General features: G+C 62.5%; 12 protein-coding genes. 5 read left to right on the top strand and 7 right to left on the bottom strand.

What is annotated here, in order from left to right; translation table 11 throughout:
* Positions 1–149: 149 nt before the first annotated feature.
* A complete protein-coding gene (locus AC4PTT_RS08185) occupies positions 150–413 on the bottom strand; it encodes a hypothetical protein (protein ID WP_162742385.1) in 264 nt (87 codons plus the stop codon).
* A gap of 117 nt (positions 414–530) precedes the next feature.
* Entirely contained in the window at positions 531–3,002 is a 2,472-nt protein-coding gene (locus AC4PTT_RS08180) for a mechanosensitive ion channel domain-containing protein (RefSeq protein WP_206548821.1), read from the bottom strand.
* A gap of 220 nt (positions 3,003–3,222) precedes the next feature.
* On the opposite strand from AC4PTT_RS08180, the gene AC4PTT_RS08175 reads away from it, so the two are divergent.
* From AC4PTT_RS08175 to AC4PTT_RS08160, 4 genes are read left to right on the top strand one after another with little or no spacing between them, the layout of a single operon-like run.
* The gene (locus AC4PTT_RS08175; protein ID WP_113155574.1) at positions 3,223–4,482 is read left to right on the top strand and encodes a sarcosine oxidase subunit beta family protein; all 1,260 of its coding nucleotides are present in this window, start codon (positions 3,223–3,225) and stop codon (positions 4,480–4,482) included.
* 10 nt (positions 4,483–4,492) lie between these two features.
* A complete protein-coding gene (locus AC4PTT_RS08170) occupies positions 4,493–4,771 on the top strand; it encodes a sarcosine oxidase subunit delta (protein WP_206543840.1) in 279 nt (92 codons plus the stop codon).
* Positions 4,768–7,761, top strand: coding sequence for a sarcosine oxidase subunit alpha family protein (locus AC4PTT_RS08165; protein WP_492162465.1), 2,994 nt, complete (start codon positions 4,768–4,770; stop codon positions 7,759–7,761). Before AC4PTT_RS08170 ends, AC4PTT_RS08165 begins: the two co-directional genes overlap by 4 nt.
* Complete coding sequence (locus AC4PTT_RS08160; RefSeq protein WP_492162464.1) at positions 7,754–8,344, top strand: sarcosine oxidase subunit gamma; 591 nt, start codon at positions 7,754–7,756, stop codon at positions 8,342–8,344. The genes AC4PTT_RS08165 and AC4PTT_RS08160 overlap by 8 nt, the downstream gene beginning before the upstream one ends.
* Positions 8,345–8,466: 122 nt before the next feature.
* Here AC4PTT_RS08160 and AC4PTT_RS08155 read toward each other — a convergent pair whose 3' ends face one another.
* On the bottom strand, positions 8,467–9,072 hold the full coding sequence (locus AC4PTT_RS08155) for an EF-hand domain-containing protein (RefSeq protein WP_492162463.1): 606 nt from the start codon (positions 9,070–9,072) through the stop codon (positions 8,467–8,469).
* A 150-nt stretch (positions 9,073–9,222) separates the two neighbouring features.
* Positions 9,223–9,930 carry a nitroreductase gene (locus tag AC4PTT_RS08150; protein WP_206543844.1) on the bottom strand — a complete coding sequence of 236 codons (708 nt, stop codon included), beginning with the start codon at positions 9,928–9,930 and terminating at the stop codon, positions 9,223–9,225.
* Between the two features lie 315 nt (positions 9,931–10,245).
* Here AC4PTT_RS08150 and AC4PTT_RS08145 point away from each other — a divergent pair, with 315 nt between their 5' ends.
* A complete protein-coding gene (locus AC4PTT_RS08145) occupies positions 10,246–11,448 on the top strand; it encodes a pyridoxal phosphate-dependent aminotransferase (RefSeq protein WP_206543845.1) in 1,203 nt (400 codons plus the stop codon).
* Between the two features lie 32 nt (positions 11,449–11,480).
* Here AC4PTT_RS08145 and AC4PTT_RS08140 read toward each other — a convergent pair whose 3' ends face one another.
* The 3 genes from AC4PTT_RS08140 to AC4PTT_RS08130 all read right to left on the bottom strand — a co-directional run bounded on the left by AC4PTT_RS08140 (position 11,481) and on the right by AC4PTT_RS08130 (position 15,131).
* Entirely contained in the window at positions 11,481–11,663 is a 183-nt protein-coding gene (locus tag AC4PTT_RS08140; RefSeq protein WP_206994218.1) for a DUF3008 family protein, read from the bottom strand.
* A gap of 82 nt (positions 11,664–11,745) precedes the next feature.
* Complete coding sequence (locus tag AC4PTT_RS08135; protein ID WP_492162462.1) at positions 11,746–13,869, bottom strand: 3-hydroxyacyl-CoA dehydrogenase NAD-binding domain-containing protein; 2,124 nt, start codon at positions 13,867–13,869, stop codon at positions 11,746–11,748.
* On the bottom strand, positions 13,869–15,131 hold the full coding sequence (locus tag AC4PTT_RS08130) for an acetyl-CoA C-acetyltransferase (RefSeq protein ID WP_492162461.1): 1,263 nt from the start codon (positions 15,129–15,131) through the stop codon (positions 13,869–13,871). The genes AC4PTT_RS08135 and AC4PTT_RS08130 overlap by 1 nt, the downstream gene beginning before the upstream one ends.
* Positions 15,132–15,576: the final 445 nt, after the last annotated feature.

The following is a 15,576-nucleotide window of genomic DNA, read 5'->3' as shown; positions in this document are numbered from 1 at the left end:
ACGCAGGGGCAAGTCAAGCGATGGAAAATGCCGTTCAGGCTTAACAGGCTCATAACAAAACAAACAAAAGGCCGCGCAATGGCGCAGCCTTTCTTTGCTTTCCCGTGAAATGGGGAACAGATTTCGAGATCTATTCTTGGGTCCTGGCCCTAGCGCACGCGGCCCTTGCCGCCGGAAATCTCGATGGTTTCCGAGCCGCTCAGAACCTCGCGGTCGCCATTCGGCATGGTCACGAAGCACCCGGCAGCGCAAAACTCGATGGTTTCGCCCGCGCCGACAACCAGCTCCGTCTGGGAGCCGCCCTCGGTCACGACAAGCGTGTGGGCCTCACTGTCGAGATTGACGGCGCTCGCCGCGAAAGCCGCGCCACCGGTGACGAGCAGCGCTGCGGCTGCATAAACGAATTTCTTCATTGTCTTCATCAGTGTGTCTCTGCCCCTTGAATGTCAGAGCCTTCCAGCTGCGTTCTTGTGTTCGGTTATATAGCTTCCAACGTGAACGGCAACTGAACGCCACATTCATGCCGCACATTACTCTGGATCAGTTTTGCGGCGGCGACGGCGACGCACCACCTTCTCCGCGCCGGGCTCTGCAGGCGTTTCCTCTTCAAGATCGTCCGTTTCCCCGTCTTCAGGCAGCTCCGGCTCTTCCGGTTTCAGAAAACCGGAGCGCACATGAATGTCGCGCTGCGGGAACGGAATCTCGATGCCCTCGGCCTCGAACGCATCGACGATGGCGAAGCGGATGCCGTTCTGCACTTCGAGCTGCGTCAGGATGTCGGAGAGATAGACGCGGATTTCGAAATCGAGCGACGAGTCACCGAACCCGGCGAAGAGCACGAAAGGTTCCGGGTTTTTCAGAACCATCGGATGCGATTTGGCGATTTCCAGAAGGATCTCGTGCACACGCCGCACATCCGATCCATAGGCCACGCCCACGGCGATTTCCATCCGGCCCAGCTTGTTGCGATGCGTCCAGTTGCCGACCGCCGCGTTGATCAGCTCGGAGTTCGGCAGGATCACAGACTGACGCTGGAACGTCTCGATCTCGGTGGCGCGCACGGAAATCTTCTTCACCGTGCCGGACACTGCGCCAGCCACGATCCAGTCGCCGGCCTTGAAGGGCCGCTCGGCCAGAAGGATCAGGCCCGAAACGAAGTTCGACACGATGTTCTGCAGGCCAAAACCAATGCCCAGGGAAAGCGCACCGGCAACGAGCGCCAGATTGGAAAGATTGATGCCCGCTGCCGAAACGCCGATCAGGCCGGCGATCACGAGGCCCACATAGCCAACACCGGTGCGAATGGAGTTGCGCACGCCTGAATCCATACGGCTGCGCGCCATCACCTTGCCGTCGAGCCAGCCCTGGAACCAGCGGGTGACAAAGTAGCCGACAACGAAAACGACAATGCCTGTCACAATGCCCATGATGGAGAAGGAGAGCGAGCCGATCTGAATGTTGCCGGCAATCCGGTAGCTCCAGGCCGTTAGATCGGCCCAGCGGAAGCCCCATTGCAGAAGAATGAGCGGCACACCGATCAGAACGACGATGACATTGATGATCATGCCCGAGATCAGGCCGAGCTGATCGAGCGCGGTTTCGTCAAAGGCCGTGTGACGTTCCAGACGCCGGGCGAACCACGAATGCGCGAACGCGCCTTCCGAAGTGATCGCACCGGCCGTCAGGAAACCGATATACATGGTCGCAATGATCGCGCCGGTCACGACCACCTGTTGCGACAGGAAGCGGGCGAAACCGATATAGCCAAGCAGTGCGGCGATGATGATCGCAGCGCCGATGAAGAACAGAAGGTAGCGGAATTTGAGCGGCCACTGCCGGGGCTTGCCCTCTTCGTCTTCAAGCGGCCGGACTGCGCCAATGGCCATGATGAGAAGCCCGACGACAACCGTGGCAACCAGACTTGTGGCGACGGTCAGCGAAAGCTGCGAGCTGAGCACCGAATAGACCTGGTCCATGAAATGGTCGAAACCGGTCGCAACCGCCGTGACAACCGCAAGAACGAGAAGCCACTGCGCCGCCTGGGACCGCACCGGCAAAAGGCGCCAGTTGGGACGCCGTGGCGCAAGGATTGCGCGCGCCAGCCGGTAGACAAAATAGACCAGTATGATGACCGAGAAGAGCGACCAGAGAAGCGGCGCGATGTCACTGCGCAGCAGGTTGAAATAATCCAGAAAAAGATAGCTGAGCACGAGGAACGTGCCATAGGAAACCGACGGGATCAGCGTCGAGAAGAGCGCTGTCGCCAGACGGCTGAGATAGGTGGGGTTCTGCTCACTGCGGTCCGGTTCGACAAAGTCGTCAAAGAGGCGGCGTCCACCGAACAAGAGGGCAAGTGCAGCAATGGAGGCAAGCGCCGTCGCCAGAAGCAGCGGCTTCAGGCGGTATTTGACCGTGAAGCTGAGCCAGGCGGACACGCGTGTGTAGACGCGGCCCAGTTCCTGCGTGAACTCGCCCAGAACATCGGTGCTGACCGCCGCCGAAATGTCGTAGCGGCGCGACAGGGTGCGGGTGAACAGATCGCGGCGCAGTTCCGCGATCTCTTCGATCACCGTCTTGATGCGCACCGAAAGGCGCTCCGCATCGCCGATCAGGACGTTGAAGCTCGCCTTTTCATCAAGAAGGCGCGTGCGCTCGCGCGTTACCTCTTCCGGTTCGGGCGGCTCGCCTTCCTTGCGCGGCTCGCCCAGTTGCTCGAGGCGCGTGTTGATTTCCGAAAGCCGGGGGCGGAACGCCAGGCTGGCGTCGAACACCTCACGCCCCAGCCTCTCCAGTTCGACGCGAATGTCGACGAGCTCGGCATCGTCGGTCGACTGGTGGCCGATCTCCGTCTCCAGCCCAGCGACGCTGTTTTCGATGCCCGAAAGCATCTCGCGCTGGCCTTCCAGAAAGCTCTCCGTGTCCTGCGCTGCGGCAAGCGAACCGAAAGCGAGCAGGAAAACAAGGCACAGGAAAGCTGGCAGGGTGCGGAGCTTCAACAACATTTCTGTCAGTCTTCTCAAAGAATCAGGATCGTTCAGGGGGCGATTTTGGTGCGCCGACATTGCCCGAGGCATGCGTCAGCAGCAAGCATTGCCAGCGTCTGCATGGCAATGAAAGGCAAGCCTGTGAAAAGACATACGCCTTATTTGCCACCATCGGCCGGGGTGTCCTATAGGTTTAGTCCTGAACCTAGACTTCGTTCTGGCAAAAGAATGGCGGCGCATGGCGGAATATTCAGCACTTTCGCTTCTGAAGAATGCCCTTTCAGGCAATCGTGACTGGAAACCGGCCTGGCGCAAGCCCGATCCCAAACCGAATTATGATGTCATCATCATCGGTGGTGGCGGGCACGGTCTGGCGACGGCCTATTATCTCGCCGCCATGCATGGCATCACGAATGTGGCCGTTCTGGAGAAGGGCTGGCTCGGTTCGGGCAATATCGGCCGCAACACGACCATCGTGCGCTCCAACTATCTGCTGCCCGAATCCATTCGCTTCTACGAACATTCGATGAAGCTCTGGGAGAACCTCTCCCACGAGCTCAACTACAATGTGATGTTCTCGCAGCGCGGCGTTTTGAACCTTGCCCACAGCCCGGGCCAGGCGGATGATTACATCCGCCGGGGCAACGCCATGCGCCATGACGGCGTGGACGCCGAATGGCTGACGCCGCAGGAGATTTCGCGCAGGGTGCCGGGGCTCGACGTTTCCGGTTCGGCGCGCTTCCCCATCGCCGGTGGCCTGTTGCAGCCGCGCGCCGGCACCGCTCGTCATGATGCGGTCGCCTGGGGGTATGCGCGCGCCGCCGACCGGCGCGGCGTCGACATGATCGAAAATTGCGAAGTGACGGGTTTCCTGCGCGACGGCGACCGGATCACCGGTGTCACCACCACACGCGGCGATATCCGCGCGAAGAAGGTGGCGATGGCGGTGGCCGGCAGCACGGGCCAGGTGCTGAAGCGCGCCGGCGTCGACACGTTTCCCATCGAAAGCCATGTTCTACAGGCTTTCGTGTCCGAAGCCATAAAGCCGTTCGTGAACTGCGTCGTGACCTTCGGGGCCGGCCATCTCTATGTCTCGCAATCGGACAAGGGCGGCCTGGTGTTCGGCGGCAGTCTGGATTTCTACAATTCCTACGCCCAGCGCGGAAACCTGCCCGTTGCGGAAGACGTGATGAGCGAAATCTGCGCCATGTTCCCATCGGTCGCGCGGCTTCGCCTCCTGCGCTCCTGGGGCGGCATCATGGACATGTCGATGGATGGCTCGCCGATCATCACGAAAGGGCCCCTGCCCGGCCTCTATCTGAATTGCGGCTGGTGCTATGGCGGCTTCAAGGCGACGCCGGCTTCGGGCTATTCCTTTGCCTGGACCATCGCCAAGGACGAGCCTCACGCCATCAACGCGCCGTTCACGCTGAGCCGCTTCGAGCGCGGCGCGGTGATCAACGAAGCGGGCCAGGGCCCGACCCCGAAACTGCATTGAGGGAACCGCCATGCTGATCGACTGCCCGCATTGCGGCCCCCGCGACCTCGCCGAATTCTCCTATCAGGGCGACGCGACGCGCACCCGGCCCGATCCCGCCTCGACCGACACGCAGGCGTGGCTCGACTATGTCTATAACCGGCCCAATCCGGCCGGACGCCATCGGGAATACTGGCAGCATACCGGAGGGTGCCGCGCGCATCTGGTGGTGGAGCGGGACACGCTGACCCATGAAATCCACGCGGTCGCTCCCGTTCGCGGCAACGCCAAAAGCGGAGACGCCGCATGAGCCCGCGCCGCACATCCGCCGGCGGATCGATCGACCGCACCCGCACCATCCGCTTCACCTTCGATGGCGAGGCCCATACCGGCCATGCCGGCGACACGCTGGCCTCCGCGCTTCTCGCCAACGGCGTTTCACTGGTGGGCCGCTCGTTCAAATATCACCGTCCGCGCGGCGTCTTCAGCGCCGGGGTGGACGAGCCGAACGCACTCGTGACCATTCTGCGCGAAGGCGTGCGCGAGCCGAACATTCCCGCCACGCAGATCGAACTGCATGACGGGCTCAGGGCGGAAAGCCAGAACCGCTTCCCTTCACTCGCCTGGGATTTCGGGGCGCTCAACCAGCTCGGCGGCCGGCTTTTGGGCGCTGGCTTCTACTACAAGACCTTCATGGGGCCGGTGGTCGGACCACTGAAGGGCACGCGCTTCTGGATGATGTGCGAGCATGTCATTCGCCGGGCCGCCGGCCTCGGCCGCGCCGATTACGAAGCTGATCCCTCGCGCTATGAGCACATGAACGCCTTTTGCGACGTGCTCGTGGTGGGCGGCGGCATTGCGGGCCTGATGGCGGCGGAGGCAGCCGCAAAGGCCGGCAAGCGCGTGATCCTCGCCGAACAGGAGAAGCAGACCGGCGGCTTTGCACGCTGGTCGGGCGAAACCATCGACGCAAAACCGGCTGATGCATGGGCAGCGGATATCACCGCGCGGCTCGCCGGGCTCGACAATGTGCGCCTTCTCACACGCACGGCGGTCTGGGGCTATTATGACGGCAACACGCTGGCAGCGCTCGAGCGCGTCAACGATCATGTGGCGCGCACGCCGAAGGGGCATCCCCGCCAGCGCCACTGGACGATCCGCGCCGGCACGGTCGTGCTTGCGACGGGTGCGCTTGAGCGCCCCATCGTCTTTCCCGGAAATGACTGTCCCGGCGTGATGCTGGCGGGCGCGGTGCGCCGCTATGCGGGTGAGTTCGGCGTCTTGCCGGGCGAAAAGACGGTTCTTTTCACCAACAATGACAGCGCCTATCAGGCAGCAGCCGCCATCAGACGCGCCGGCGGGCATGTGGCGGCCATCGTGGATGTGCGCAAGCAGATCGGCGATGAAGCGACCGCGCTTGCGACCGAGGCCGGCGTGGTACCGCTGACCGGTCACGCCATTGTCGGAACCAAGGGTGGCAAGGCGCTTTCAGGCGCTGTGGTGCAGGCATTCGACGCTGCTACGGGCAGGCTCTCCGGCGAGGCAAGGCCGATAGACTGCGACAGTCTCGCGGTTTCCGGCGGCTGGCAGCCGGTCATCCATCTGGCGAGCCAGGCTGGCGGGAAGCCTGTCTGGGATGCCGAAAAACAGGCGTTTCTGCCGCCTGAACCGACGCAGCGCTGGATTGGCGCAGGCGCGTTTCTCGGCGAAACGGGGTCGGCGGAAGCCTTGGCGAGTGGCCGCAATGCGGGGTTAAAAAGCGCCGACAAGCGCCCTTCGCGGGCCAAACTGCCGGAAACGGCTCCGTCAGCACTTGATCTCACCCCCGCCCCGGTTCTGGAAATCCGGGGCAAGGGCAAGGCGTTCGTCGACTTCCAGCACGATGTGACCGCCGATGATGTGCGGCTTGCGCACCGTGAGGGCTTCGTCAGCGTCGAGCACCTGAAGCGCTATACGACGCTCGGCATGGCGACCGATCAGGGCAAGACCTCGAATGTGCCGGGGCTGGCCATCATGGCCGCCGCGCGCGGCATCGAGATTCCGCAGGCTGGCACAACGCGGTTCCGCCCGCCCTTTTCGCCGGTCGCCATCGGCGCGCTGGCGGCAGAGCGTTATGGCGATCTGAAGCCGGAGCGGCTAACGCCCCTGCACGACTGGCATGAAGAGCATGGCGCAGAGATGACGCAGGCGGGCCTTTGGCATCGCCCCCTCGCCTATGCCGGTGCGGGCGAGACGGTGGAGCAGGCCTATATCCGCGAGGCGTCGGCGGTGCGCCGTTCGGTCGGCCTTGTCGATGTGTCGACGCTCGGCAAGATTGCCGTGAAGGGACCGGATGCCGCCACATTCCTCGACCGGGTCTACACCAACACCTTCTCCACGCTGAAAGTGGGCAAAGCGCGCTATGGGCTGATGCTGCGCGAAGACGGGCTGGTCTTCGATGACGGCACCACCTGGCGGCTTGGCGAAACCGATTTCCTGATGACCACCACCACCGCCAATGCAGGCCCGGTGATGCAGCATCTGGAATATTGCCTCGACATTCTGTGGCCGGACCTGAAGGTGCATCTCACCTCCGTCACCGACCAGTGGGCGGGGGCTGCGATTGCCGGTCCGAAGGCCCGCGCGGTTCTCGAACGCTGCGTGACGGGAACGGCTGTCGACAATGAAACGCTCCCCTTCATGGGCATCGTGCATGGCGAGATCGACGGCGCGCCCGTCATGATCTGCCGCCTCTCCTTTTCCGGCGAGCTTGCCTATGAGGTCTATTGCGGGGCCGGCCATGGCGTTCATGTCTGGGAAGCGCTGCTGGAAGCCGGCGAACCCTTCGGCATCACGCCCTATGGCATGGAAGCGCTCGGCGCGCTGCGCATCGAGAAGGGCCATGTGACGGGCGCGGAAATCGACGGCCGCACCACGGCGCGCGATCTCTATCTCGACGGGATGCTGTCGAAGAAGAAGCCCTTCATCGGTTCGGGCCTGATGGACCGCCCTGCCCTGATCGACAGGAACAGGCTGCGGCTTGTGGGCGTCGTCTCGCTCGACGGTCAGCCGCTTGGCGGCGGCGCGCATCTGGTGGAAAGCGGGAACCGCGACGAACCGGGCGAAAGCATCGGCCATGTGACCGGATACTGCTATTCGCCGGCGCTCGAAAAATACATCGGCCTGGCGCTGGTCAAGGGCGGCAAGACACGACACGGCACACGGGCCTTCCTGTCCGATCCGCTGCGCAAGCGCTTCGGACAGGTGGAAATCGTCAGCCACCATTTCTTCGATCCGGATGGGGAGCGCATGCATGGTTGAGCGCGCATCACCGCTGGGCAGCGATTTTCGCCCCGGCTCCTATGGTGATTTCGCCAATGGGGCGGAAGTCACGATCCTTGAAATCGACAGGGCGGGCATTGTCGAGGCGACAGCCTGGCCGGGCCAGGAGAAGGCGCTTTGCGAAGCGCTGGCAAGCGCCTGCAATCTCAGGCTATCGGCAGGTTCGGGCAATGGTGCGGCCAATCGCGAAGGCGTTTGCGCCTTCAACATCGGCCCCGGCCGGTTTCTGGTGAGCGGCCCGCGCGAGACGCTTGCGGGACAGCTGGAAAGCGCGGTGCCGGACACGATCGGCACGGTGACCGACCTTTCGCATGGGAGAACGGTGCTTGGCCTTGAAGGGCCGAAAGCGGAATGGGTACTGGCCAAGCTGTTCGCGCTCGATTTCGCAAGTGCGGCCTTCCCCGTCCATTCGGGATGCGCGACGGCGCATCATGAGATCGCCGTTCAGATCCAGCGCCGGGGCGAAAAACGCTTCGAACTCTACGTCTTGCGCTCTTTTGCACGGTCCTTCGCAAACACGCTGCGCCGGGCCGCAGAAGATGTGGGTTACACAATCAAATAGGTCCGGCGCGGCGACACCGGACCTATTCACCGGTTCGCAGAAACGCGAAGCGAACCGGCCCCACCGCCGGGGAAGTGACCCAGCACTTCCCCACCGATGCCTTTGTAGCTACTTACATATTGTCAGCCATTGTCAGAGGGAGCTGCGCCGCGGCGCATTTCGCCCTTGCCACCGCCTTTGTGCTCACCACCCCTGTGGTCGTGCTTGCGCTCCATCTTCCCGCGACCTTCGCCGCGTTCACCACCACCGCGCTTGCCATGCTCCGCCGCCATCTGACGACCGCCACGGCGCATCTCGCGCTGGTCGAGCTGACCGTCATTGTTGGCGTCCATCAGCGCAAAACGCTTGGCGTGCTGGCTTTCGATCTCGGCGATGGTCACCTTGCCGTCGCCATCCGCATCGAGATGCTGTGCGGCGCGCTTGGCGCGGCGCTCTGCCATGCGCTGGGTTGCGAGATCCTGCAGTTCGGCATCGGAGAGCGTGCCGTCGCCATTGGCATCGGCAGCCTTGAGGCGATCAAGCTGAATGCTGGTGAACTCTTCAGCGGTGATGACACCATCGCCATCGGCATCAAAGCGGGCGAAACCGCGCATCTGCTTGCCGCCCTTCATCTGCTGCCCGGCAGCCTGGGGGTTGCCCTGACCATTCTGCGCAGCTTCCTGGGCGATGGCGGCGGAACCGGCAACCAGGCTGAGAGCCAGAGCCGACAACAGGATCTTGTTTTTCATGTCTTCATCCTCGTAAAGGGGCGCCGCTTGGGAGGCGCGGCAGGGAACGAGGTGAAATTGACCGATCCCACATTACGGCAACCTTGCCGGGGAATTACAAATTCGTAAGCAAGGGCCGTAGGTGGAAAAACATGATCTAGAGTCAGGCCCCTAGCGCACGAAGGAAACGAATTCCTCAAGCGGCTCGCGCTCGCTGCGCAGGCCGTTTTCCGGTGCAGAAGCGTCTTCATAGCCAAGCGCCATGCCGCAAACCACGATTTCCTCATCCGGAATGTCGAGGATCGGGCGGATCTGCTTGTGATAGGGCGCGAAAGCCGCCTGCGGGCAGGTGTGCAGATCACGACCGCGCGCGGCGATCATCACCGACTGCACGAACATGCCAAGATCGATCCACGAGCCCTTGTTGAGGCGGCGGTCGATGGTGAAGATCAGCCCGACCGGCGCGTCGAAAAAGGTAAAGTTGCGGTCATGCTGGGCGCGCATCCGGTCCACTTCGCGCCGCCCGATGCCCAGAAGGCTGTAGAGCGCAAAGCCAACGGCGCGGCGGCGGGTCAGATAGGGCTCGAAGAATTTGTCGGGGTAGTATTTGTACTCGTCCCACTCGATCTTCTCGGGGCGGACGCCCGAAGAGAGGATCGCATCCGACAGTTCCTGCTTGCGCTCGCCAGAAACGACATAGACCTTCCAGGGCTGCATGTTCGTGCCCGAAGGCGCGCGTGCGGCAACACGCAGAATATCCCGGATCGTGTCGTCATCGACCGGCTGGGGTAAAAACGCGCGCACGGAGCGGCGCGACAGCATCGCCTCGTCGACGATTTCCGAAACAGACAGTTCGTTCTTCTTTTCAGGGGCCAACATGCCGCCATCCTTCTGCAAAAATGCGGTGCGAACCGACGGATGCCCCTCACATCCATACCGCAACCCGTTCAGGATCGGATCCTCGAGCGTCCATCAGGACGTACTAAAACCGATCCAGACCATTGATGGAGCGCCGCGATAAACGGAAAACCGGTTTCCACTTTTCGATCCGGTGCTCTGGGAACACATGCCCCCGGGTGCGCTATTTGGTTGCGCTGTTCTCATGACTGCCACTCTGTTAAAAGAGCGGCCAGTGCGCGGTCCTCGTAGTCGAAGGGCCTTCCTTTTTCAAGTCGAATGCCAAGAGCCTCACCCATGCCAAAGCCTTCATCACGCATTTCCGGCATCGTTCCTTCCGGCAAAAACGGTTGGGAAATCCATTTCGCAGCCATGGCCCGCAAACAGGCCGGCGACAAGGTCATCATGCTCTCGGTCGGAGACCATGATTTCGACACGCCGGCCGAAACGGTCGAGGCCTGTGTCGAAGCCGTGCGCGGTGGTCACCACCATTATACCCAGCTTCCGGGCCAGCCCCGACTGCGCGCCGCACTCGCCAAGCTCTCTGAAGAATGCACCGGTATCGAGACCAGCGCCGACGAGATCATGGTCACCATTGGTGGTCAGGGTGCGCTTTACGCAGCGTTTCAGGCAGTGCTCGATCCGGGCGCGCATGCGGTGATCGTGTCGCCCTATTACGCGACCTATCCCGGCACGGTGCGGGCCGCAGGCGGCCGTTTCACCGAGATCGAGACGCATGCGGAAAACAATTTCGAGCCGAGCCTTGAGGAAATCGAGGCCGCGCTTGAGGCCGACACGCGCGCCATTCTCATCAACTCGCCGAACAATCCGACGGGCGCGGTCTATTCGCGCGCCACGATTGAGCGCATTGCCGAAATCTGCCGCGAGCGTGATATCTGGCTTCTGTCCGACGAAGTCTACTGGACCATCCGGTCCGACAAGGAGCATGTCTCGCCGCGCGCCCTGCCCGGCATGAAGGAGCGCACGCTGGTCATCAATTCACTGTCGAAGAGCCACGGCATGACCGGCTGGCGCGTCGGCTGGCTGACCGGCCCCGCCGACATGATTGCGGTGATGACCAATCTCAACCTCGTCGCCACTTATGGCCTGCCCGACTTCACCTCGCATGCGGCCACCGCCGCCGCCGAGAACGGTTTCGGTGTGGTTGAGATCGCCGAACTCTACACGAAACGGCGCGAGGCGTTTCTCGATGCCGTGCGCGGCATGAATGGTGTCGTCGTTCGCGGTTCGGAAGGCGGCATGTATGTGATGCTCGACATTCGGGCCATCGAGCAGGATTGCGAAAAGTTCGCCTGGGACTTCCTGAACGCGGAAGATGTGGCGGTTCTGCCGGGCGCCAGCTTCGGTGACGCCGCAAAAGGCCATATCCGCATTTCCATGTGTCAGGATGAGGAAACGCTGCGGGAGGCTGCAAAGCGGCTGGAGCGTTTCATTTCCGGCCGTCTCGATGCGGGCAAGTCAGCCACAGCCGCAGGCTGACCCTGAGGCCATGAGGCGCGCGCTGGCGCGCCTCAGTCCTTCTTCTCGGGCAGATCGTCGTGGCTGGTTTCCGCCAGTTCTTCGAGTTCCGCCTCGCTCATCGTCTCGAACATCTCCAGCGAAGCGCCCTTCAGATCCGATTTCGGCGTGTCACCACGCCTCGCAGACAAGGCAGCCCCGGCGGCTTTTTGCTGAGCCTTTGACTTTGCTGGCATCGGCATCTCCTTTCGTCTTGCATCCGAAAGGGAAATTCCGCGAATGCGCTCAGGGTTCCCACAATCACACGATTTGCGGCTCTCACGACATGGCGCGGGGTGACGCTGCAATTTTCAGCCAGTAAGGATCGGGGGTGAAACGCTCACCATATTTTTCCTGCAGGCGTTCGAGTGTCGAGACGATCTCTGCACACCCCCGCCGGCGGGCATAGGTCAGCGGGCCGCCCCGGAACGGAGCGAAGCCCGCCGCGAACACCATCGCGGCTTCAAGCGTTTCCTCATCGGCCACGACACCTTCGCGCAGACAGGCCGCACAGCTGTTGAGCATTGGCAGGATCAGCCGGTCCGTAATCATCGGATGTGGCGTGAGACGATTGCTCTTCTTCTTCGGGCGACCCGACTTGTCATATTCGTAGAGGCCGCTTCCCGTTTTTATGCCGGTACGCCCTTCGGCAACCAAGGTTTCCAGCCATTTTGGGCCTGTCTGCTGCGCTTTGCCGCGCTTGGGATTGAGCGCCCGCGCAACCTCAAGACAGATGTCCAGCCCTATCCGGTCAGCAAGTTCTACGGGACCGACGGCCATGCCGAAATCCTCTGCCGCCTCGTCGAGGCTCTCCTTGCGAACCCCTTCCTCCAGCATCACAAAGGCTTCACCAAGATAGGCGGAAAGTGCCCGGTTGACGAGAAAGCCCGGCGAACTGCGGACGGGCGCCGGCAGACGATCGATTGAGCCGCAGAAGGCCGTGAGCCGTTCCTTCACCGTGCGTGACACCCGGCTGTGCGAGACAACCTCCACCAGTTCCACTTGAGATACCGGATTGAAGAAATGCAGCCCGGCGACACGCTCGGGAGAGGACACGACGCCAAGCAGTGTATCGAGCGAGAGGCTCGTCGTGCTGGAAACCAGAATCGCGTCTTTCTTCATGCCGGAAGAGACCGCTTTGAGAAGCTTGCGTTTGACGTCCAGTTTCTCTGCAGCCGCCTCGATGACCAGATCCGCGTGACGCAGGCCGTCGTCAGCGAAATCCGGGATCAGCCGGTCGAATGCCGCACGCTGCTCCGTGCCTGAGTGGAGCCATTCCCCAAACTGTCTGGCCGCGCGTTCAATGGCCGCTGTCAGCGCCTTCTCGTCAGTGTCCGACAGCGTGACACGCAGCCCCCGCGACGCGCACCACGCGGCAATGTTTGCCCCCATCGCTCCCGCGCCGATGACGTGAACATGCGCGATACCGCTTTCTCCCCCGCCACTCGCCTTCAAATGCTCGCGCAAAAAGGACACATGGATCAGATTTTGCGCCGTGGCTCCGGAAAGAAGCCTGGCGAAAGACCGTATCTCGCCGGCTTGCATGGCTGATTTGCGACCGCCATTTCGCAGCCATAGATCGATCAGGCGATAGGGCGCCGGATAGTCCTTCTCCCGCACCTGCCGCGCCACAGAAGACCGCATCTTGCGGACCGCCAGATGCCGGAAGGGCGAAACGGCGCTGAGGCGCGAGAGGCCGGACCCCGGCCTGGCCGGCTTCAGCCTGCGCGAGACAAGCGCCTCTATGGAACTGGCCACGTGGCGCTCTTCAACCACGGTATCGACAAGACCCAGTTCACGGGCCTTCCCTGCATCGACCGGCTTGCCATCCAGCATCATCTTCATGGCTTCGCCCGGCGCAATCAGCGCGGGAAGACGGAAGCTGCCGCCGAGCCCCGGATGAAGCCCCAGAGATATTTCGGGAAAGCCGAACGTCGCTCCCTCAATGGCGATGCGGTGTTTGCAGGCAAGCGCGAGCTCCAGCCCGCCGCCAAGACAGTGGCCATGAACCACGGCGATGGTCGGGATCCGCAAAGCGGCCAGACGGTCGATGATCGCATGCGCACGCTTCATGCGCGCTTCCGCTTCCACCGCCTCCGTCATCCCCTGCAACTCGCGGATGTCGGTCCCGGCAATGAAGCCGCCGGTCTTCGCCGACCGGATGACAAGCGCAGCGAGCGCAGTGGCTTCGATCTTCTCCAGAAGCGCGTCGAGCTCCACCAGCACATCTTCGCAGAGCATGTTGGTGTTTTCGTCCTCCCGATCAAGGACCAGCCACGCGATGTCGCCGGCATCCTTCGACAAGGACCAGTGTTTCTTCTTCTGGATTTTCTTCAGACCATGTCCGAGCGTCAACTGACGACGGATCATGTTTTCGCTCGCGGGCATGTTCTTTTCAGCCATTATCCGACCTCCACAAGCATGGCCCCGGAAAGTCCGCCGCCGATGCACTCTGTCGCGATGCCCCGCTTCTGCCCCTTCTTCCGCATGGCGTTGACAAGATGGAGAACGATCCGGTTGCCGCTGGCGCCGACGGGGTGACCGAGGCTGATGGCCCCGCCATCCACATTCAGCCGGTTGCGGTCGATGCGTCCGAATGCCCGTTCAAGCCCCAGAACGTTGCGGCAGTAGTCCACATCCTCCCAGGCGGCCTGGCAGGCAAGCACCTGCGCGGCAAAGGCCTCGTTCAACTCCCACAAATGGATATCGCTGCGCGTCAGCTTCTGACGCTGCAGGAGTGCGGTTGTGCTCAGCGTCGGCCCAAGCCCCATGATGGAGGGATCGAGCCCCGACCATTCGCTGTCGACGATGCGCGCGAGCGGCGTCAGACCGTGCTTTTTGACGGCGGCCTCCGATGCGAGGATCAGCCAGGATGCGCCATCGGTAATCTGGGATGCGTTGCCGGCTGTGACCCGCCCATGGGGCTTTTCAAACGCCGGACCAAGCCGGGCCAGATCCTCGACGGAGGTTTCGGGCCGGACACCATCATCCGCGATAAACATCTCGCCATCGCCGGTAACCAGCGGCACGATCTCACGCGCCAGCGCCCCGCCTGTCTGCGCCTTGGCCAGCCGCTGATGGCTTTCAGCCGCATAGGCATCCGCTGCCTCTCGGGAGATGTTGAACAAATGCCCGACCTTCTCGGCTGTCTGCCCCGTGGTGAGCAGAGTGACGGGATCTGTCAGCCCACGCTCCAGCCCGATAACCGGCTTCAGCAGGCGCATTTCGAAAGCCTTCAGAGCCCTTAGCTTCCCCAGGAAAGAGGTCGCGCGGGAGTATCGGCTGAACCACGCAGCCCCTTCCCGTGACCAGACCAGAGGCGCGTGCGACATTGCTTCCGCCCCGCCAGCCAGAACAAGGTTCGCGCTGCCGGACTGTATGGTGCGGAAAGCGGTGTCGATAGACTGCATGCCCGACCCGCAATTGACCTGCACGGTAAAGGCGGGCATGGCGTCGCCCATGCCAAGCCGCAGCGCTGCGACACGCGCAGGATTCATTTCGTCGACCGGCACGTTGACACAACCCAGGATCACCCGTTCGAGACTGTCCGCAGCAAAGGGCTGGCGCGCAAGAAGCGCCCGTCCGCACTGAACCGCCAGGTCCACGGGGGAGAAGGGGCCGGGCTTGCCGCGCGCCTTCAAAAAAGGCGTGCGCGCGCCATCCACAATGTAGACCGCCTCCCTCGAAGCCGAACTGCTTCGCGAAGCCGAGCCTTTGCGTGATGCCGTCACCTTTTTGCGGGAACCCGAGCGTGATGCTGCAGCGGATTTCACGGGCCGGGCTCTCCTTGAAGCGGGCTCTGCGGAAGCAGAGGTCTCGGAAGCACTGTGAAAGGGGGCGGCTTTCGGCGGGGAGGATTTGGCGGGAATGGCGCGCCGGGGCTTTCTGTTTCGGGGGATGGCTCGCGTCAGATCAGGCTCGCTGATGTCTGGCTCCATCAGCGCAGCAGGGCTTCCGAGCGCTTCTGCTTCTTCCGGCGACAACGATTCGCCCTGGGTATTCCGGGGTTCCGGCCTGCGTGGTTTTTGTGCCATTCGACACGTGCCTCTCCTTGAAAACAAACGTATTGCGATTGCCTGAACCGCCCCCGGCAACCCTGAATTGGCCACG

This window comes from Nitratireductor sp. WH36-1, assembly GCF_058725515.1.
This window is presented reverse-complemented; position numbering and strand designations above follow the sequence as displayed.